The sequence below is a fragment of the Agaribacillus sp. DX54 genome, from assembly GCF_056858335.1.
Genome location: NZ_JBXEQE010000003.1, coordinates 324,305 through 346,335 on the forward strand (window position 1 = coordinate 324,305; position 22,031 = coordinate 346,335).

Consider the following 22,031-nt stretch of genomic DNA (forward strand, 5'->3'; position numbering starts at 1 on the left):
TTATTAATCATTGTGTAATTTAATGTCTTTTATTCAAAAATCATTCCTTTTTTAACCATATCCATTGAAACTTAATATCAGCGCCTTTCCGGGGGCGAACTTCTACCTGTACATCATAAAGGCCGGATCCGGCAAAATCGATCTTTCCCAGGGTGGTGGCATTAAAGCTGTCAATTACCCAATCCGAATTTGGTTCCCCTACGGTTTTTCCGGTAGGTTGAACCCGGTGTTCCAAAGTTGTTCCGGCTGTGTTAACCACGATTTTTCCGATAGCCTCCTTGCCTTGAAAGCTATAGGATGCATCCATTTTGTAAGAGCCCGGTTCATCGATAAATAGCTGCCATTGATAGGTGCTTTGATCTTTTACCACCACATGTGCCGGAATAGAGCCACGGCGTGCTGCTTTTTCGAGGGTGGTGTTACCCTTTGAAGCAGTCCGGTTATCAGGGGTTAAAGAAAAACCACCGGACACAGACCGGGCCACCAAACCCGGAACAATTTCAGGTTCCCGGTCATATTCGACAACGACCACAGAAATCAACGGATCAGGTGGCCGATTGGGTAGCTTCAACTGAGTTACCATCTCATGATGCGCAAAGGGGAGGCCGGTCTGTAGCTTATCTGCCAAAACATAAACTTGTGACGGGCGTGTTCTGACCCCTGTAAGGGTTAGTTCTTTATCAATAGGCCAATTAAAAATATGCAGATATAATAAGTGTTTCCCTGCCGCTGTCTTTTTATAAGTAATCCTGCCCCAGTCATGCAGATCCTTTCTGAGATTAAAAGCCTCGCTATTATAAATCGACGCTCCATTTACAGCCAGCCAACGCCCCATTTCTTTAAGCCTCCCGGATATTTCAAAGGGTACCTCACCATTGGCCCGGGGGCCGATATTGAGCATAAAATTACCATTCAGGGATACATTATTGATCAGTGATTGTAAAAGTGTGGTAGTGGATTTCCATTCCGTATCCCGTGCGTGGAATCCCCAGGAATGAGCCACAGTGGCCGATGTTTGCCAGGGGTGATCTTTTTTATTGCTGCCTAACTGATTATCTCCCAAAGTTTGAAAATCAATATCCTTGTCCTCTGCTACTGACAGTCCCAATCTGGAATTGACCAAACAATTGGGCTGTATTTCCCTGATAAGTTTTTTCAACTGTAATAATTGTGCTTTGCTAACGACCGTTTTCGAATGGTGTACCCACATATCGAACCAAATGAGGCCAATTTCTCCATATCCGGTTAACAATTCCCGCATTTGGGGCATGACCTTTTCCTGCCAGTAGCGGTCATAGGTTTTATTGGAAAGGCCGGTAATTTCCCTGGTATGGTCCCAACTGTCAGGATGCTCCCAATCGACCCAATGGGAATAGTATAAACCCAGTCGTAAGCCGTGTTTTCTACAGGCTTCAGCCAGTTCCCTGATAATGTCCCTGCCTGGATCGGTATGTTTTGCCACAGTATAGTCACTTGCCTTGCTATCCCAAAGTGCAAACCCGTCATGGTGTTTGGCTGTGATAGTAACATATTTCATGCCTGATTGTTTGGCCAGGATAACCCACTGCTCAGGGTCGATTTCATCCCATTTGAACCTATCCAGCAGGGTAAGGTATTCTTCCTTACTAATGCGGTTGCGGTAGCGAATCCATTCGGCGTAGTTATTGTTATTACGAAGCTTTTCACCTTTCCAAAAACCCTCGGCACCGCTGTAAACGCCCCAATGGATAAACATGCCAAATCGGGCGTCTACAAACCATGCTGCCCGGTCGTTGGCAAGCTTTTGTCCGTAAGCTTCCATGGACATGGACAGGCAAAAGGAAAAAGCAACGATTATCACCCGCTTCGTGATGGAATTGCGCAGAACCCGAAAACAAGAATTTCTCATTTTAGATGACTCGATAGTCGTGACTCGTTAAAACCCGAACTTGCAATTTGGCCAATAATTACCGTTCTATCCACCAATCTCTATGCACAATATGATGATTTCTTTGCATTAACCCCGTAGTAGTTCGTTTAATTCGCTGGTTGTTAAATAAAAATCACCAACAGGATTTTGTATAAAAGAAATATACATCGAACATGGACCTGCATCTGCTCCAACTGAGGCGGCATCGGGTCCGGCAAGTAAGCTGCTTATGGAATTGCCGGGCCCGATGCCGCTTTGGTTTAAGGTTTTAAATGATCATAAAATCCGGAAGACCTCCCAAGCCATTTCTATCATAGAAGTTGGCATTTTAGCATACACTAAGGGCAGAATAAGTTAAAAAAACAAGCTTTTATTAGCGGCAATCAATCTACATCTAAGCCTAAATCAGGATTTATTTCTATTTCACTATCCGGTATGGGCCACCTGTCATCTATGCCCGGCCGGAAACTTTTAGAGGTGACATACCATCGGTCATGGGGATCATCGATCGAGCCATTTTTTCTTAAATTCTCAGCTCCGGGAAATGGTCCTCCATAAAAATCACCTTGAAGTATATCCTTGGCCCTGTCCCACCGTAATAAATCCCAGTATCTATGGCCTTCCAGCGCCAGTTCATTACGCCTTTCTCTTCTTAAGATCACCCTAAGCAGCGTAGGGTCTGTTTCCGTAACCGGCGGCATATTAACCGACGCCCGGCCTCTTACCTGATTGATGGTCGCATCAAGAAGTCCCTGATCAATAGGGTCTCCGGCTTCCAGCTTTGCCTCGAGGTAAGTTAACAATACCTCGGCATATCGAACGATGGGAATGTCAGCAGGTGCTCTGCGAAGGTCGCCCTTGTAATCCCAATCCATAAATTTGGCCAACCCAAATCCTGTACGAGTGGCTTGTTTGTTGGTGGTAAGCCTATCGATGGAATTGACAGAGTCAGGATGAGAAATGTACTTGAATCCCGGGCCAAATTCCACCCCATTGACAAGGACATTATAACTTAACCGGGGATCTCTGTCCTTTGTCAAATCAGCGGGGTCGTACCGGGGATCGGCAAAATCAAACGGGGTACCGTCATTAAACTCGTAAGATTCAACCAAACTTCCTAATGGGTTAACAATGTGCCACCCGCCTATCATCGCAGGCCCTGCATTTTGCTGCAGGCCGTTACCGAACAAATCTTCAATGTAGGGCATGGTAAAAATTATCTCCTTGCTCTGCTCGTTTTTACCATTGAATAGTGTAACATATTCAGGATCAATCAGGTTATCCCCAAAGTCGATGACGGTTTTATAGGTAGCTGCCGCCTCGCCGAATCTGCGAAAAGCCCATCAGCGACAAAACCATAGTAATTTTGAAGCGGGTGTCCTACGTATGTATTGCCATTGGCAATCAAACCATTCAGTAGTTCAACGCCTGCGCTCCCCAAATCTAACACTTCATTATTTAAAAAGGTTGCGTTGGCAGAAATGGAATATTCAAAACCGCCCAGTTTGTGTGTATGTCCTAAGCCGAATTCCCAGCCTTCATTCAACACAGTGCCCGCGTTTGTGACTCCCACTGTAAAACCTAAAGTCTGCGGGACACTTCCGGTTTGCTCAAGCAGGGCATCCTTGGTCTTTTTATTGAAGTAAGTTGCACTAAAATTTATCATGCCCCCCCAAAGTGTTGTTTCTATACCAATATCGAGCATCTCCTGGGTCTCCCAGGTGATATTCGGATCAGGGATCCGGACGACAGCCAGTCCTGTGCTTATTGTGCCCCCGAAGCCATAGTTGTAGTTTTGTGTAACATCCAGAGGGCTACTGTTTGTAAGAAGGCTTTGATAAGGATAGAGCCCGCCGGCTTCTTCATTCACCTGGTTGTTTCCCACCTGACCCCATGAAGCTTTTAATTTCAACTCATCCACCCAGTTTACAGTATTCTTCATAAAGTTTTCCTGGGAAATTCTCCAGCCGGCAGCAAGAGAGGGAAATGTAGCGTATCTATTGTCGGATCTAAACCCTGAAAATCCATCGTGTCTTACTACAGCCTCTATCAAATACTTATTTTGATAGCTATAACGCAATCTTGCAAAATAAGAATCCATGGCCCACTCGGAAGCAGTACCACCATTTTGAGATCCTTCTACTTCTCCTGCATCGAGTTCGGTAAGATCGTTGCTTGGAAATCCAATCCTGATTGCCGTCAATAGGTCGGATTCCTGAAACTCATACGTGTGTGCTGCCAACAGGCTGATCTGGTGGTCATCCAGTAATTTGTCGTATTCCAATATTTGCTGAAATGTCAGATAAGTGTAACCGTCCCTTCTTATGTTTTGCTGTGCCGGCCCCAAAAGAATATCCTGGGCTATTAATTGGGTTGCCTCAAATCGTTGCTCTTTCGCTTCCACAGCATTATAGCCCCCGATCATAGAAAATGTCAGGTCTTTTAAAATATTCAGGTCATATTTCATGTTTATGCCTACTTCGTTTTCTTTTCGTTCATAAAAAGAGTCACTATTTACCCAGGACGCGGGTGTTCCTGACTGTTCAAACCCTACCCCCCAATCTCCGTTTTGAAGTTTGATAGGAAAAATAGCAGGAAATCGAACAGACTGACCAATAATATTGAGCATGTTAGAACCATTACCTACCGTGGGACCAGAGGGTTGTTCATCCTTCGAGAATCTGCCTTGCAGCCTGGTACTCAATTTCATTTTATCACCCAGGTTCGAAATTAAGTTTAAATTCAGGTTATATCTTTTGTAGTTGTTTTCCGGCACCAGGCCTCCTTGGTCCAAATAACCCAACCCCAACAAGTAATTGGTATTACCCACTTTGTTGGCTACGGATAAGTTATGGCTTGTCAAAACGGCCCTGTCTTTGAGTACGGCTGATCGAAAATCACTATCAGGATAATTATCCGGATCGGTACCATTGCGAAATAATGCTATCTCGGCCTCAGAGTAAGCAGGGCCCAATCCATCATTCTCGTTGGCCTCGTTCAAAAGTTCTGCATATTCCCAGGAGTTAACATATTCCGGAAATTCAGTGGGGACTTGAATGCCTACGAATCCATTATACGAGACACTCAGCCTGTCTTCCGTGCCTGTTTTAGTCGTGACCAATATCACGCCATTTGCGGCCCTTGCACCATAAATAGCTGAAGCTGAAGCATCTTTCAGTACAGAAATACTTTCAATAATATTCGGGTTAATATCATTAAAAGATGAAGTGGGAATGCCATCGACCAAGATCAGTGCCGCATTGGAAGAGTTTACCGCGTTAACCCCTCTCACCTGGATTTCTCCTCCCAAATCGCCAGGTTGTCCGGATCTTTGAATAACGGTCACCCCCGGCACCTGACCAGTGAGCGCCTGTCTTAACTGGGCAACCGGTCTGTCGTTGATTTTGTTCGCTTCAATCTGGGCTACCGATCCTACCAGCTTTGTCTTTTCCTGTGTTCCATAACCCACAACCACTATTTCCGAAAGTGTTTCAATATCAGGCGCAAGACTTATATTAATAATGTTTCTTCCCGTAATTTCAATTTCTTCGGTTAAATACCCTACATAAGAAAAAATCAAGGTAGTTGTCTCATCGGGTACATTAACTGAATAATTTCCTTCAATATCCGAAATAACTCCTATCTCTGTTCCTTTGGCAAACACATTCACCCCTGGAAGACCTGCCCCATTTTCATCGGTCACTTTTCCTGAAATTATACGATCAATAAAAGCTTGATCTATCAATAACGCTTCCATAGCGCTCCCATTTTCCTCTTCTTTTTTTGTGACATGAATGGTTTCATCAATCCTTGTGAAGCACAAACGAGTAGTTTTGGCGATTTTTCTAAGCAAGTCTGCCAATGATAAATTTGTCTTGCCAAAATTCAGCTTTTGCTTTTGATGAATGGCTTTTCTCTTGTAAGAAAATTTGAAGGCGGTCAGTTCTTCAATGATATCAAATGCCTCTTCTACCGAGACCTCATTGAACGCAATGCTAACCTGGATATTTTCAAGACTGACTCGCTGCGCTTTGCCGGTTCCGGCAAATAATAAAGAATAAAACAGAGATTGCAGAACTATGCCAAAAACAGCGTATTTGGACATAATTAAAAATTTTTTCCGTAATTTTATATGCATAATTTTCGTTTTTGGTAAATTAATTTATCAAGAACACAATCAATCTCACGACTGCTGAACAAGCCATCGCACAATGTCTAATCAGCAGCGTGAGTTTTTAGGTACACGTTATCTCGATTTGTTTTAACTTGAGTCGATATTTATCATAGCTTAAAATTTAATTCAGTTCAATAATTTTCCCTTTTATATCAAATTTAAAATCAAATACTAACCCGAGCCCGGTTAATACAACTTCCAAGGACTTGTTATTAAAACTTCCGGTATAGTCTCTGTCTTCGTTGATTTTGCCATTTTTAATAAAAGTTACACCATACCAATTTTCCAATGTTTGCAATACTTCATGAATATTCGCCTGTTCAAAATGAATGATCCCATCTTTCCACCCCATCTCTTTGATAAACTCAAATTTAAGTTTCTCCGTTTTCTTTGTCTCTTTTTCAAAAACAGCCATTTCACGGGGGCTCAGCAATATTGCCTGTTGTGTTTTTTCGTCTTCGGACACGCGTATTCTCTCTACTGAAACCCTGCCGGTGGCTACCGCAACCTTGATTTCAGGCTCGTAGGGAAAAGCTCTCACATTAAAAGAAGTACCGTGTACTACGGTGGCAATCTGACCGGAAGTAATTATGAACGGCCTGGATCGATCTTCAGACACTTCAAAAAATGCTTCCCCAATCAGGGTTACTTTTCTTTGCTTCGAAGCAAAGGTTCTTGGAAATATTAATTTGCTATTGCTGTTCAACTTTATTTTTGTGCCATCTTTCAGTTTCACATTCAGTTTTTCCCCGGGGCCACATGATTTTTCTATGCATTCATTCACCTCGGTCAATGGTTGAGACGGCACATCAAAATAATTATGCAAGAAAGCCAAGGAGATGCCCAATGAGGCAACCACAAAAATGACGGCTGCCACGCGATACCAAATCTTGATTTTATCCCTTGTGGTTTCCAGTGCATAAATGATGGTTTCATTCACTTCATCATCTTCCAAATCGAGCATCTCACCGGGCACTTTCAACTCTTCAGTCAGTTCTTTCGCACGAATGGCAGCATTGATATGATCCAATACGCTATTTTTATCAAATTCAGAAATATCTATGGATATGAAATTCAAATTCTGAATTATCGCCCTGGCTTGCTCAATGACTTTTTTCTTTTCCCGGTTGTTTTCCATCCAATTATTCCAAAACATATCGGACGCTTCGGTTGGATTGATCACCCAATCCTGAAAATATTCATCCAGTATGAAATCGGTCAGACCAAAATTTCTGTAATCCATCTACCCTTGCTTTTTATATATAAGGGGGAGGAAAATTCCAAAACGTCCTCAAAAAAAATTCAATGTTTTCGGGCTTCCCGCGCATTCGTAATTTTCACTACCCCTCCCGGTTCAACGATTGTCACAAAAGTCACTCGATTAAAGACTTTTTTAAAGATTGCCGGACAACCTTTATGAAGATGTCGGTGGTTTGTGCTTTTGTTTTGATGAATGTTGTTTGAGGAAGCAATAAAGCCCGTGGAGGTAGATACTTACTTTTGCCCCCAAATTACAAAAAAGGGAAGGAACAGTGATTTGGGTAAATGTTTTTTTAAAACCAGCATAGCCCGGTAAATGAGATTGCGAACTGACTTTTTATCCATAGCCAGCATACCGGCCACTTCTTCATTACTAAAACCATCAAAAAATCTTAAGGTGATGGCTTCTTTTTGCCTTCTGGTCAATTGATTCAAGGCCCTTAGCAACCTTGACTGTTGCTCTTTGGAAACCTGCTGCGCAATTAATTCGGACTCATGGGAAAATACAATCCTAAAGTTGTAATCCTCCAGAATGTTTCGATCAATCGGGGTCTTTCTTTTATCAATGAGTTTTTTTGTAATCTTTCTCTTGAGGCGTTTAAACAGATAGTATTTCACCGATCGTACCTGAGGATGCCGGTTTCTCGATCTCCAAATTTCAACAAACAGGTCCTGAATGCTATCCTCGATTAACTCACGATCACCGCAGATTCGACTACCATACCGGCATAAATCATAAAAATAAAGATTGTAGATATGTGTGAAGGCTACATTATTTCCTTCCCGAATTTTGCTCCAAGCTTCGGAAGGAGAAAGAACTTCTAACATATCTTTTTTTTCCCGGGCAGCCATTTAACCAATTAATCAATAACCTTTTTTTCCCATATCTAATCCAAAGCTATACTAAACATAAATTTCTTTTGAGTCAAGCATTGAAGCGGTTTTTCAACTGTCAAAAATCGCGCTGATAGCGCGGTATTCCCAGCTTGTGAATATGCGGCGCAAAGTATTCACCTGAGTTCGATTAAATAAACAGGTGTTAAAAGGCACTGAATAAGGAGGATAAACGTCGATGAAACCAGTGTTTCACACCGGCAGATGCAGGAATAGGAAACATTTTTATTGGTCCATAGGCAAAAACACCCGGCCGGCCTGTTTCCCCATACCGCATCTTATAAGCGGTCAGTAGCGTGGATGCAGGCCACCACATGACCGTGAGTATCTTTCTTTGAACCTGCTGTACGAGGCAGGTTGCCATATGAAAGTCGATGTTTCTTTTGTATCCGTCATACCTGTCGCGAATAGCTTTGAATACTTTGAGACCGCTTTCTATCTGACCTTCGTAAATCATATGGGCTGCCGTACTGTACTCAAATCCGGTCATGATCTCTGTGTAGTAGGGGAATGGAAAGTCCAATAAATCACCTCGCGGATAGGAGGCCATCACCAGTCCGGCTTCATCTCCAAGGCCAAAGCTCCTGAAAGTGTTGAAATGCTCATTGAAGTTATCTACATAGTTATATTTCATGATACTTTTAAGTGTAGTTTGAACATGGTCTTTATCCAAAACATATCCCAATCCTGTGGTATGAGCCAGATATTGGCCTACCAGTTGATCTACCAGGCACCCTTTGCCAAGCTGGGCTACCTTGCTGGCAGCCTCGGGGATACGATGTTCGTAATATTCCCCGTTAAAGATGTTTGCGTCTATCCATTTACGACCTTTTATATAAAGATCACCACATTCTTTTGCAAATGCCTTGTCACCGAGATGAGCAGCCATGTGCTCAGCGGCTTTCAACGCGCCCAAATACCAGGCTGCCATCTGAGGGTTCGGCCCTACATAATTAATGTCCATGGTATTGTGCTGGCTTCCCTCCATGACACCATCTTTGTCGGTATCCCATATGCCGGTCCAAGCAAATGACATTGCCTTTTTGATATAGGGCCACATCTCTTTCAGCTTGGCATCGTCACCGGATAGGTGCCAATCCCTGTAACTATTATAATTGCCTTTAGGTTCACCCGACCACCCGTCAACACCAATATAATTGGGTACCATACCCACTACAGAAGTTTCAATAGGACGATCTGTGTTGTTTGTCAATACATACCGGAGTACAGCGACAGGAATACCACTTTTGTCGGCATCTCCTACGACAAGCGGATTAAATGCTTCCAGCCTCACGTCAACCGGCACCGCTTTGTGCTCAAAATTGATTTGAGCCAAGGGATACGCAGCGGCAAAACCGGTCGATTCAAATCTTGGAAAACCGGAGTTTACAGCATCGGCACCCCAATCACCGTAATATTCCCTGACAGACACCGGCCCTTCGAGCACCCTTACATTGGCTTCGCCGCTTTGCTGCTTGTAATACAAAGCAAAGAAGGGACCGTTGGAAATGGTGGGTTCTACCAGTTTGAAAGCCGGCAGATAACCGAGGGCACCGCGGTTCATTAATTCCCAGTCCCTTAAATCCCCTCTGCCTCCAATAGATACGGTTCCTGTTCCAATACCCCCCAATGGCATGGCCACTTCATCGAGGTATTTGTCCTTATACGTTTTCAGAACAGGCCAGTGTTGGTTCCATTCCTGGGCAAAGATTATCCTTGTTGAGATGGCAAAAAGTAAAATAGATAGTATGTTATATTTAAAAAATTTCATGTATCATTCGTTTAGTTTCCAAAAGTTAATTTTTCCAGGTATACTTCTTCCTTATAAACGGAACACTTCAAAATGCAAGGGGCGATCCAATATGTTTGATACCGGCCAGGAAAGCGCAAGTTTTAATTTGGCGCAATGTTAATCATGATTCACTAAACTATTTAGTCAGGATTCTGTTCAACGACCCCTCCTGAAATATCTATCTCCTGTTGAGGAATGGGATAAATCAGGCGGTTTGCATTAACGGCCGGTACACCGGTGTATTCGGCGGTAAGGTGATTGTTAATGATTACCAATGCTTCAGATGGGGGTAGCCTTTTCAGGTCCAGCCACCTTTGATTTTCAAACACAAACTCTCGCCTTCTTTCCAGCATCACTTTCTCCAAAAAGGAACCGGGCGTTGAAGCATCGATATCTATCGCGGGATCGGGTGTACCGGGATCCTGGCCGAATGCCCTTCTCCTGACCTGATTGATCAACTCATAAGAAGCAGCGCTTTCTCCATCGGCCTCGGCTTTCATTAATAAAACATCTGCATATCGTAAAACAACCAAATTGATATCGCTTCCATCGCCGACCGCGTCCAAATCAATGTACTTACCGATATAATGCGTTGAGTTACCCCCTGTATAGGAGGTAAATGATGCCTCGGTCCTTACATCACCGGGCTCATAAATAGTTTGTACATCACTTGTTGGAAAAGTAGGTAAATTACCTCCATTGCCACCTGCGACAATACCCAGGCGACTTGCTTCGCTTGCAGGGATGAGTACATTGTTAAAGCCTAAACCTGTCTGGTTTGTCGGGTTATAGCTCACTTCGAAAATCGATTCCGGCGTGTTGTCATTACCGGCCGCATGGATAGCCGCATAATCACCTAATAAAGAAAATTGTCCGATCAGATCTTGCAATGCCGAAGACGCAGCAGAGGGGTTACCGTTTTGAAATTGTGCCTTGCCCAGAAGGGCCAATGCCGCAAAACGTGTAGCCCGGCCCTCTTCATTGAACGGGCCGCCACTGTAGCTGTCGGGCAGTACTTCGGCAGCATCACTCAAATCGGATACAATAAGTCCATAGACATCTGCTACCGGACTTCTGGGGAGAATAGCATCATCAAAATCGACTGTCGGTTCTGTTCTCAGCGGAAGGGCCCCGAACATATTTACCAGGGTAAAGTAAGACATTGCCCTTAAGAATTTAGCCTCACCTACTACCCTGTTTATCAATGTTTGTTCCATATCGGAATCGAAAGGAACGTCAGGAGCCCTGGCGATGATGGTATTGGCGTTGTTGATAAGAATATAATTCTGGGTCCAGATATTTACCATCAACAAGTTACCCGGAGTTTCTTCAAAAGTGTCTGTTTCAACCCTTTCTTTCTGATCTGTTTGATCCTGGCCGGCGTTGTCTGATCTTGCTTCAATCAGGTTGAAATAATCGAGGCTGCCGTATATGCCTCTCTGGGAAGCATACACCCCGTTTAAAGCAAAAACCAGTTCATCGGGATTTGAAAAGAATGTATTGGCGTCAATATCACTTTCGGGAGTAACATCGATAAAATCATCACAGGAAGTCGAAACTACAGCCATGAAGAACAGGAATAAAGTGCTTCCGGATTTTATGAAGCCTGGTTTAGTACGATTTCTAAATCTATATTTTTTCATTTTATTGCTCAGTTAGCTAAAAGTTAACACTTAGTCCTAATGTCCATATCCTCGGTAAGGGAAGACCGGGAGGGCTATTCAAACCCAGTTCCCTGCCGTCGGTTACCGCGGCAATCTGAGACCCTCCGATCAGCGCCGGCCCGCCTGCCGATGTCCGGCGCGCTTCGGGATTACCTCCGATAAAATCGGTAAAAGTATGAAGATTCTCTATGGAGGTAAAAATCCTGCCATTGGACAGGCCCAATTTATTCAACACCGGAGTTGGCAAATTGTAAGTTAGTGTAACATTTCTTATTCTCAGGTAATCGGTTTTTTGAACACCAAAGCTCGAAACGGACCCCACCGCAGTATCAAAGCCATTGGCTGCGGGTGTTTTACCATCACCGGGATCAGACTCCGACACATACCTTCCGTCATACCAAAACTCTTTTGACAGGTTGGTTTGACGAAAGGATGACCCCACCTGGAGCAGGAAAAAATCGTACACATACGCTCCGGCCTGGCCATTCAGTAATGCACTAAGTTCAAAATTCTTGTATTTCAGATTAGCTGTAATGCCATATATCCAGTCTACATTAGTGTCACCTATCAGTTGGCCATCTTCACTTAAAAAGTTGCCTATAACACCATCGCCATCTATATCTTCATAGATCAATGCCCCGGGGGTACTGAGTGGCTGACCTGTCTGGTCGTCGCCTTGTCTGGCCACTTTCAGCACTTTGGGGCCACGAATTTGTTGCAGTTCCCCTCCTACAATCCGCCTGAGTGCGCCAAAGAAATTCTGGATTTCATCATCGCCTCCCAAATCAAGAATCTCCTGATCATTGTAAGTGACATTACCACCGATGGATAATATCCAATCTGATGTTTGAATGACCGTAGCATTCAGGCTCAGTTCCACACCTTTGTTTCTCATGCTGCCAATATTGGTCAAAAACGAAGAATACCCCGAAGACGGAACTATGCCCTTGGTCAAAAGGAGGCTTGTCGTTTCATTGTTAAAATAGTCGAGTACCAGATTTAAACGATTACCGGCAAAATCAGCATCTAATCCGATATTCAGTTGTTCAGATGTCTCCCAGGTTAAACTCGGGTTACCGGGATTTCCCAGCCTTGTGCCGAAAATTGCATTATCTCCAAAAGAATGGCGTACTGACGCCAGGTTTGCGCGGGCATCAAAATCGGGAATGGAATTACTTCCCGTAGTGCCATAAGATACCCTTAACTTGCCGTTGTTCAAAAAATTCAGTCCTTCAAAAAAAGCCTCTTCCGAAAACCTCCATCCCAGGGCGAAAGACCCGAATGTCTCATATCTATCATTGGTGCCAAACCTTGAACTTCCATCGGTCCTCAAGGTAGCTGTCAACAAATATTTACCTTTGAACCCATAATTGATCCTGCCAAGGTAGGAAACCAGGGCATCACCGGTAATTGAGTTCGAGCCAGTAAGGTTATCCGTGTTACCGATGTTTACATTTCTAACGCCCGGCACCTGTAATTCCTCAACACTTGCCTCTACATTTTCGATGTCATTTTTTTGAAGGGTAAACCCACCCACCACATCAAAGGAATGATCACCCCACTCCCTTTTATAATTGATAATATTTTCGTTCAGCCAGCCGATTTCCTGACGCTGACCGGTACTTAATGTAGATACCGGAGATAACTGAAAAGGTACTATTTGTCCTATTGTCGGCAGATAATACGTTTCACTTTTGTCACTGGCAATGTTGGTGGAGATGAATGATTTTAAGCTCAACCCCTCGGTTACTTCGACACTCACACTGACACCGGCAAGCATTCGGAATAACGTTTGGTTAAAGTCGTAGTTTTGCATGGTCTCCAGCGGATTGCCTACCGGAATGGATCCGGGCAAATCCGAATTCATGGAATAGATGCCATCCGGCCTGTTTACAGGCAATATCGGGGCCAGCAAAAGCGCCTGCGCATATAATGACGACCAGTCTACATCATCGGCGCCGGGACTGTTCCTTTCAATAGTCGTTAAGTTGGGAGCAACATTTAAGCCGATTGTTACCCTATCGGAGGGTCTGAAATCAATTTTAGCCCTGGCCGAGTACTTTTTCTGGCCTTCGCCTTTGATTACCCCTTGTTGATCGATGTAATTAGCCGACAACAAATAGTTTACATTTCTACCTCCCCCCGATGCAGATAAGGCATAGTTTTGAAATGCCCCATTTTGAAAAACCAAATCCTGCCAATCGGTATCGGTTTGACCATCCCAATTGTCAGCAATGAAATCCGGAACAGTGCCCCCATTCTTTTCAGTATGAAATTGAACGTACTCTTCGGCGTTCAGCACTTCAAAACGGACGCTTTCCGGTACTGTGGCAACCCCACCGGTTACCGTTAAATTTAAGTTAGACCGGCCTTCCTTTCCGGATTTTGTGGTAATAATGATAACACCATTGGCACCCCTTGAACCATAAATGGCCGTGGAAGAAGCATCCTTTAATACATCTACAGATAGAATGTCGGCCGGGTTGATGGCCTGTGCATTTCTCTGATCGGTAGGGAATCCATCGACTACCCAGAGTGGTTGTGTTCCCGCTGTAATAGACCCTAAACCCCTGATCGACACGGTACCCAACTCGCCCGGAGAAGAAGCCCTCTGCGCAATGTTCAAACCGGGTATCAGTCCTTGCATAGCTTCTTCCACCGAAGTGACTGGCCTTGAAGCAATTTGACTTGCCTCGACAGAAGCAATAGACCCGGTTACGTCCTTCTTCTGCTGGGTACCGTAACCAATCACCACGATCTCAGTGAGCGAGGTAATATCGGGTGTCAGTACCAAATCCACAACAGATCTTCCGGATATTTCTACTTCTTCGGAATTATAGCCTACATAAGAGAAGACCAATGTTGTAGCATCATCAGGCGCGTTCAATATATATTGACCATTAGCATCTGTGATTGTTCCGATGGTCGTGCCTTTTACCAATACATTTACGCCCGGCAATTCCTCCCCGTTTTCATCGGTCACGGTTCCTGTCATTTCTCTGTCATAGATTACCTCTGTTAAAAACTCTTCTTTCGAACGGATTTTCGGTTGATCACTTATACTTACATAAATATTTTCGTTGATTCGCTCAAATTTAAGGCCCTTGTCTTTTGAAATGGTTTTAAGCAGTTCAAACAACGACGCATTCATTGCTTGCCTTGATGGAAATATTCCCCCGGTCATCGATGATCCCTTCATCATAGAGAAAATTAAAGTCCGTCTTTTCCCCGATCTCAGCAAAAGCGTCCATTATGCTGACATTTTCCAGGTGAATAGACAGATATACCTCTTTCAGCTTTGGCTTTTGGGCATTTCCTGTTTCAGCAAAAAGGATACCGTTCAGTAAAGTTTGCAAAAATACACTATACATAGTGAGTCTTGTTACAAACCAGACTTGTCTTGGTAATGATAATTTCATACTTTTAATTGTTATAGTTTATATTTTTTAATCTTTAACCGTTCGATCCATCGAGACTACGCCAATATTTCCATGAATCGAATGCCGAGCCGGTAATATGCATTACCGGCTTTTTCCTGCTTAGCTCGAGTTATTTTTCCACATATGTTTTTCTTTTAAGGTTTTCCCTCGATGATCACTGTATCATCGACCATTTGATAAGTAAAATTTGAATTCAGACACAAGACATCAAGAACATATTCCAGGCTCCGGTTGCTCTCGAATTTACCTGAAAATTTCCTGGTGATCACCTCTCCGTTATGAATGATAAATCGTTTACCATACCACCTTTGCAATACGGTGGTCATTTCAACAAGGCCGGCATTCTTAAAAAACAGTGTTCGATCCTTCCAGGCAAGCGTTTGGTCGACATTAAAATGGCTCTTTTGCGGCTTGTCCCGCTTTTTATCATAAGTCAACATCTCATTGGGAGCCAGTGTATAGACGAACGGATTTTCACCGGCAGATTTATGGCTTACTTTTACTGTGCCTGTTACCAATGCTACTTTTATAAGGTTTTCTTCCGAATGTGCCATGATATTAAAGGATGTTCCCAACACTGAAGTGACAATGTCACCGCTGGTTACCAGAAATGGACGTGTCGTATCTTTTTGTACTTCAAAAAATGCCTCCCCTTCCAGATATACTTCTCTGGATGGCCCATTGAACCGGCTGGGATAGCGCAGTTTACTACCGGAATTAAGCTTTACAATACTTCCATCGCTAAGTTTTATGGTAGATTTTTGACCGAATGGAACAGCTTTTTCAACTAACTCGATAACTGCTGATTCCGGCTGCTTATTGATTAGGTTGTTATAAACAAACCATGGAATGAAGCATACACAAAAAAGCAAAACTGCGGCTACGGGATAAAAGTATCGGGGTATCAGGCTTCTCTTGGTGGCTGGTTTATTGTTTCCTTTATCAGCCTTTTGCAAAGGCTTATTCATTCTGGTGTAAAGCCGCAGAAGCATCTTTGCTTTGTCCGGTACGGGGACGTTTTCCGATCGCCAATGTTCCTGAAGTGCCAGAAATATGATTTGATTGTTTTCACCCTCCGCCAACCAGGCCTTCAATTCCTCAACCTCTGTTTCACTGCATTGTCCGGATAATTTTTTGCCTATGAGCTCATAGACGCTATCTTCTTTCATTAGCGCTAGGTAGTAATTTTATTGTAGGACGACAAAAAATTTACTAACCCCCAAAGACTGAAGAAAAATTCCGGATAATAACTGTCAGGAAGATTAACAAAACTGTTGCCATACGGGTGTGTAAAAATGGTGGCACCTCTTCCTGATAAAGATAAGATTCAAGGTGTTTTGCTATTTTTTTGATAGCAATAGTCATTTGATTTTCAACCGTTTTCACACTAACTCCCAGGGTTTGAGCAGCCTGCTTATTTGTAAGCCCATCCCGCCTGATGAGTTCAAATACACTTCGGCACCTGGAGGGGAGATTATTGATGGCAAGGTCGATTTGCTCCTTTAACTCCTCGAGCAGATATAACTGTTCCGGGGAAATGAAATGAAACAAGTCATCCAAGTGCTGATCCTGCGGGGCAAGGGTATATCTTTTGTACTTCTTCAGATAATCATAAGCCCCGTTTTTTGTAGCTACATACAAATAGGTGTCCAGGTTTTTTATGAATGGATAACGATCTTTTTTTTGCCAGAATTTTAAAAAAAAACATCTTCTACAATCTCCTCTGCTTTTTCATGTTTTTTAACAATGGAAAAGGCAGTATGGTATAGCTTGTCAAAATAATGGTGAAAGATGACCTCAAAAGATCTTTGATCATCGGAAAGACGGATTTTATCTAAAAGGATTTCTATATTTAAGATCTTGGCCTTCAAAATAACGACAAAACAATCGGTGTACTTTATATGCACTCATTTTAATATGATTAAAAGTAATTAAATTTTTTCATGGTTTCTTCCTCATGATGTGCCGAAGTCTGTACTCCATTTGCCCTAAGGCATGAAAGTAATGAAAATTATGCAATTTTTGTGGGTTGTGGAGGTTGAAAGCCGGGGCTGTCCAATCAGGTCTGTTATCACCAAAGGAAGCCAAAACATCATGCCAATTGCACAGCCCCGAAGCCCACAGGTTATTTGAGAAAAACCTCAATAACCGGTATTTCCACTTCGGGTTTATTGACAGGCAATGCCAGGTTAATATCCCCTTCCTCAAGGACTTTTTTACTCCAATACCCGTGAGGTTCCCGGATTTGGATCTCGGAGGCATCATGAAGAAACTGGGCATACTTTATCTTTCCTTTCATTCCCTTTAAGGTAAAGTTTTGAAGGGGATAATCGAGCAAATGAATGTAAAGTCTTTTTGTTTGGGGATTATATGTCAGCAGTGAATGGTCCGGCACCTCGAACTCATCAGGGGCCTGTGTGCATCCATAAACCGATCTGCCATTGACTTTTGTCCAATCTCCCATTTTACGCAGTGCTTCCTGTGCTCTATGGTCCAGGGTACCCCTGGCGGTAGGGCCTACATTGAGCAGAAGGTTACCACCTTTGCTCACTGATTCTATCAGTAGTACTAACAATTGTTTATGGTCCTTCCAGGTTAATTCATCGCGGTAATAGCCCCATGAACCACTGAATGTCTGACATGTTTCCCAGGGTATCTTCTTACCTTCATAAGTCGGCCATTCCGACACTTTAAACTGCTCGGGGGTGGTGAAATCCCACCCTCCGGCATATTCCTTAAGGTCGGCCCTGTCGTTAACGATAATACCGGGCTGGAGCTTGCGTACCAATTTTAAAAGTTCCACCGATCCCCAATCGTCCCTGCCCTTTCCATGCTTGCCCGGAAACGAATAATCGAGCCACAGGACATCGACTTTTCCATAATTGGTGAGGATTTCAGTGACCTGATCCTTCAGATACTTTCGATAGACGCTCATATCACGGCCTGTGTTAAGCTTTTGATACTCCTCATCCGAACCGGCACTTTGAGGGTGTACCCTGTCAATCGTATACGCCGGATGGTGCCAGTCGATAAGCGAATAATAAAATCCGATTTTCAGGCCCTCTTTTCTAAAGGCATCCACCCATTCTTTTAGGGCATCCTTTCCATAGGGCGTATTGGTCACTTTGTAGTCGGTAAACTTCGAATCAAATAGTGTAAAACCTTCGTGGTGTTTCGTAGTGATCACTGCATATTTCATCCCTGCCGCTTTCGCCATTTTCGCCCATTCGGCCGGATTATACAGGTCGGGGTTGAAGTGATCGAAATACTTTTGATAGTCCCGGTCAGCTATACGTTCTCTTTTCTTGACCCATTCATGCCTTCCTGCCAATGCATAAGTACCCCAGTGTATGAACAGACCGAAACGGTCGTGTGTCCACCAGGCAAGCCGTTCTTTTTTTTGGGCTTCCGTTTCGTTCCATATCTTTTTTTGGGCCTGTGTCGCTACAATTGTGCTTGAAAACAGACATAATAAGACAATATGCTTTTTCATTTTTTAATTTTTAGTTTTAGTAAATTCAAATTTATCGTTGGTATCTCGGTGGTCGAATGACTGTATTAACTGGGGTACCCCGTTGTTTTGCACAAAAATGCACTTTACTTTTCCGTCAGCCCCTTCAAATTTGGCAGCATTTTTAACGTTGCCCTGTATCAAAATGCCGCTTTTCTCCGGAGGCACTTCCTCAAAGCCCTTTCCCCGATCGTTTTTGAGTAAAAGCCCAACACCGGCATCGGCCCTGGGGGTCTCTACCTCGGCATTATATAATGCCCCGGCTACAATAAGATCCATGTATCCATCGCTGTTATAGTCCAGGGGTATAATACTATGGATCGGGGATATCTGGCTCCTTTGCGGCAGCAGATGCCATTTGAATTGCCCATTTCCCTGGTTTTCTATCCAATAATGTGCAAAGGTGGTTGCTGTGTAATGCAATGATTTGCTTAGCATGCTTTCTCCATAAATAGCTGCCAGGTCGGCGGAAGCAAAATCACGATAGGTTTTGAACTTGTGTGCGATGGCCGGTATTTGCTGCGATGAACATTCCCTTCCTCTTAAGGGGAGGCGTTTTCCTTCCTTATGGATACTAAGCACAATATCGGTGCGACCATTTTGGTCAAAATCGTTAACAAATACTTCGAAAGGCTTTTCACCGGATGCTTTGTACTTGTAATTGAGCCCCAGATTGCCCGCCACCAGATCATGGTCCCCGTCATTATCCACATCTAAAATACAGATACTGTACCACCACCCTGTCTTTTGTCCAAAACCCCAGGCTTCCGTAACATCTACGAGTGTACCCTGATGATTTTTAAATATTACAACCGGCATCCATTCGCCCGCTATCACCAGATCTTCCCAACCGTCTGCATCCATGTCTGCCCACAGGGCACTGGTTACCATGCCGATGTTTTGCAGGCCCTTTGCCCTTTCATGTGTTACATCCCGAAAAGCCAATGCATGGTCCTTTCCTCCCATATTTTCCAGCAAGTAACTCCGGGGTGCCACAGGATACTTGCCCGGAACATTTCTCCCACCCACAAACAAATCCAGGTCACCATCCCGGTCAAAGTCGGCGGCGATAACAGCCTGACCCGCGACAGGCATCTCCGGTAAAGCCTTTGTCAGTTTTTCAAAGCCCGCAGGCGTGTTGATGTATAACCTGTCCTGGTAGTACCTTTCCGGTTCTAACGGGTTATGCCCTCCGCTTGTAACATATAAATCCCGGTCACCATCTCCATCGACATCCATCAACAAAGCCCCGGTATCTTCCTGATCAGCATCGCCTTCCCATGGTCCCGGCCACCTGGTAAAATGCCCCTGGTCTTGCTGTATTAGCAATGCACCGGCGGCGCCGGCGGCATTTCCGATAAACACATCCTGCAGGCCATCACGGTTGACATCGCCCACTGCCAAACCGGGCCCTAATGTCGAATATTTATGAGGAAGCAGCGGTTCTTTTGCGTAATCATCATAAAAATCCTCAGTATGCTTAAACGGCATTTTCTTCTCATGGGTAACATCAAAAAACAATTTTGTCTTTGGTTGTCGCCGGTCTCTGACAGCCGCTGCTTTTTCAGGGTATTTGGCATCAGCATACCTTAATTCGATCACACGATCGAAATGCATCACCTGTATTTCCTGCTGTTTTAAATCAGGCCAGGTTACCTGTAGCTTTTTAGGTGATGTGTCGTTTCCCAAACCAAAATGCAAAACAGGCTCCATACCAGACTGAAAGCCTCTTGTTACGGCCAGTTCCCGAACCTGACAAAGTCTTTCTTCTTCGTTACCCAGCCATATTTTGGCACCAATGCCTATCGGGTTTTGTGAAGGTCCGGATAGCTTTATCCTTAAAAAATGTGCCCCACGCCGGTTTGATCGATTTTCATACAATGATACTTCTGCATCCAGGTTATTGACTATAAAATCCAGGTCACCATCACGGTCTAAGTCCCCATAGGCCATACCGTTTGAAAAGCCTCGATAGTCAAGGCCCCAATCAACAGTGACTTTTTGGAAAGTAAGGTCTTTTTTATTTTGGAAAACATAATTTTCCAACGGTTCACTCGGGTATTGATCAATGTCGATCCGTTGAAAGGCGGCCCTGAACGTAGTGGCACCGGTTTTTTGATTCAGGTCATTATCGTTTACATCCCTCTTCATGCCGTTAGTTACATACAGATCCTGCCAGCCATCATTATCGAAATCAGCCAACAGGGCTGACCAACTCCAATCGGTTGTGGCGATCCCAGCCATCCCGGAGACTTCACTCATTACAGGAATTCCGTCTCTTCCCGTTCCATTGTTGAGTTGCAGGCTGTTTTGCATATATTGATAGTGAAACCCGAGGTCTGCCGCTTCCCAAAAAGACTTTGGGCTCATACTGGCCATATTGATTTTGGCCCTTTTGTAATCTTCCGGGGTCATATCCACTTGTACCAAATCGAGCCAGCCATCATTGTTGAAATCAGCAGCATCTATCCCCATTCCAAACATAGATGTATGGCGAGTGGCTTGTTTTAACACTTCGGTAAAAGTGCCGTTCCCATTGTTCAGATAAAAGTAGTCCGGCACATTGAAGTCATTAGAGAGGTATAAATCCTGCCAACCGTCATCATTAAAATCCATGGCTACAAGCCCCAGCGTAAGCCCGAAGTTTTGCAACCCTGAGTCAGATGTTACGTCCTTAAAAGCACCGTTACCCTCATTGCGGTACAGGTGACCGGACCATTCAGGTTTGTTTTGTTCCATCATGGCAGCATAAAACCGGTTGCCCCGGGTAAGCGGTACCAATGGATAATTGGCTACGAACAGGTCCAGGTCACCATCCTTGTCATAGTCGAAAAAGACGGATTGGATGGAAGCCGAGGAATCGTCTATCCCGTATTCTGCGGCTCTTTTCGTAAATGTAAGATCTTTGTTATTGACAAAAAGCTGATTTCTCGAATCATGGGTTTTGCCTGATACGGACAGGTAAATATCCAGCCAATCATCGTTATTGATATCGACCATTGTGACACCGGCATACCATCTGTTGTCTCCCTGTACCCCGGCAGATGCTGTTATATCTTGAAAAACCAGCTCCCCTTTATTAAGATACAACTTATTTTCCACCATGTTACCAGTCAGGTATACATCGGAAAGTCCGTCATTATTGAAGTCACCGATAGCTACCCCTCCCCCCATATAGATATAGGGGAAGTTGTAGTAATTGAGGGTATCGGTTTCCTGAATTATATTGGCAAAGGTCAGGTTACTGTGAGCGGTATCTATCTTGTTAAAAAGTGGTTCTTCAGTCCGAAACAGTTCGCCTTCCCTTTTACAACTCAAAAGTACCGGGACACTTAAAGTTAATAACAGCCAACGTCTGATAACCGTAGATTGCATGATGGCGAAACC

General features: G+C 43.9%; 12 protein-coding genes and 1 pseudogene. All 13 read right to left on the reverse strand.

Features of this window, described 5'->3' with window-relative positions; genetic code table 11:
• Positions 1–40: 40 nt before the first annotated feature.
• The 13 genes and pseudogenes from AC04NP_RS05765 to AC04NP_RS05825 all read right to left on the reverse strand — a co-directional run bounded on the left by AC04NP_RS05765 (position 41) and on the right by AC04NP_RS05825 (position 22,019).
• Positions 41–1,801, reverse strand: a complete 1,761-nt coding sequence (locus AC04NP_RS05765; RefSeq protein ID WP_482858559.1) for an alpha-L-fucosidase — start codon at positions 1,799–1,801, stop codon at positions 41–43.
• Between the two features lie 491 nt (positions 1,802–2,292).
• Entirely contained in the window at positions 2,293–3,117 is an 825-nt protein-coding gene (locus AC04NP_RS05770) for a RagB/SusD family nutrient uptake outer membrane protein (RefSeq protein WP_482858560.1), read from the reverse strand.
• Between the two features lie 65 nt (positions 3,118–3,182).
• The gene (locus AC04NP_RS05775; protein WP_482858561.1) at positions 3,183–6,014 is read right to left on the reverse strand and encodes a SusC/RagA family TonB-linked outer membrane protein; all 2,832 of its coding nucleotides are present in this window, start codon (positions 6,012–6,014) and stop codon (positions 3,183–3,185) included.
• Between the two features lie 190 nt (positions 6,015–6,204).
• Positions 6,205–7,326: a FecR family protein gene (locus tag AC04NP_RS05780; protein WP_482858562.1), complete on the reverse strand. Its 1,122-nt coding sequence runs from the start codon at positions 7,324–7,326 to the stop codon at positions 6,205–6,207.
• Between the two features lie 251 nt (positions 7,327–7,577).
• Positions 7,578–8,171 carry an RNA polymerase sigma factor gene (locus AC04NP_RS05785; RefSeq protein WP_482858563.1) on the reverse strand — a complete coding sequence of 198 codons (594 nt, stop codon included), beginning with the start codon at positions 8,169–8,171 and terminating at the stop codon, positions 7,578–7,580.
• 211 nt (positions 8,172–8,382) lie between these two features.
• Positions 8,383–10,008 carry a GH116 family glycosyl hydrolase gene (locus tag AC04NP_RS05790; protein WP_482858564.1) on the reverse strand — a complete coding sequence of 542 codons (1,626 nt, stop codon included), beginning with the start codon at positions 10,006–10,008 and terminating at the stop codon, positions 8,383–8,385.
• A 161-nt stretch (positions 10,009–10,169) separates the two neighbouring features.
• The gene (locus AC04NP_RS05795) at positions 10,170–11,672 is read right to left on the reverse strand and encodes a RagB/SusD family nutrient uptake outer membrane protein (RefSeq protein ID WP_482858565.1); all 1,503 of its coding nucleotides are present in this window, start codon (positions 11,670–11,672) and stop codon (positions 10,170–10,172) included.
• Between the two features lie 16 nt (positions 11,673–11,688).
• On the reverse strand, positions 11,689–14,895 hold the full coding sequence (locus AC04NP_RS05800; protein WP_482858566.1) for a SusC/RagA family TonB-linked outer membrane protein: 3,207 nt from the start codon (positions 14,893–14,895) through the stop codon (positions 11,689–11,691).
• Positions 14,825–15,112: a hypothetical protein gene (locus AC04NP_RS05805; RefSeq protein ID WP_482858567.1), complete on the reverse strand. Its 288-nt coding sequence runs from the start codon at positions 15,110–15,112 to the stop codon at positions 14,825–14,827. The genes AC04NP_RS05800 and AC04NP_RS05805 overlap by 71 nt, the downstream gene beginning before the upstream one ends.
• A gap of 155 nt (positions 15,113–15,267) precedes the next feature.
• Positions 15,268–16,302, reverse strand: coding sequence for a FecR family protein (locus AC04NP_RS05810; protein ID WP_482858568.1), 1,035 nt, complete (start codon positions 16,300–16,302; stop codon positions 15,268–15,270).
• 43 nt (positions 16,303–16,345) lie between these two features.
• Positions 16,346–16,822, reverse strand: a pseudogene (locus AC04NP_RS05815) (sigma-70 family RNA polymerase sigma factor); the annotation flags it as partial.
• Positions 16,823–17,258: 436 nt separating this feature from the next.
• Entirely contained in the window at positions 17,259–18,626 is a 1,368-nt protein-coding gene (locus AC04NP_RS05820) for an alpha-L-fucosidase (protein WP_482858569.1), read from the reverse strand.
• Positions 18,627–18,629: 3 nt separating this feature from the next.
• Entirely contained in the window at positions 18,630–22,019 is a 3,390-nt protein-coding gene (locus AC04NP_RS05825) for a VCBS repeat-containing protein (RefSeq protein ID WP_482858570.1), read from the reverse strand.
• Positions 22,020–22,031: the final 12 nt, after the last annotated feature.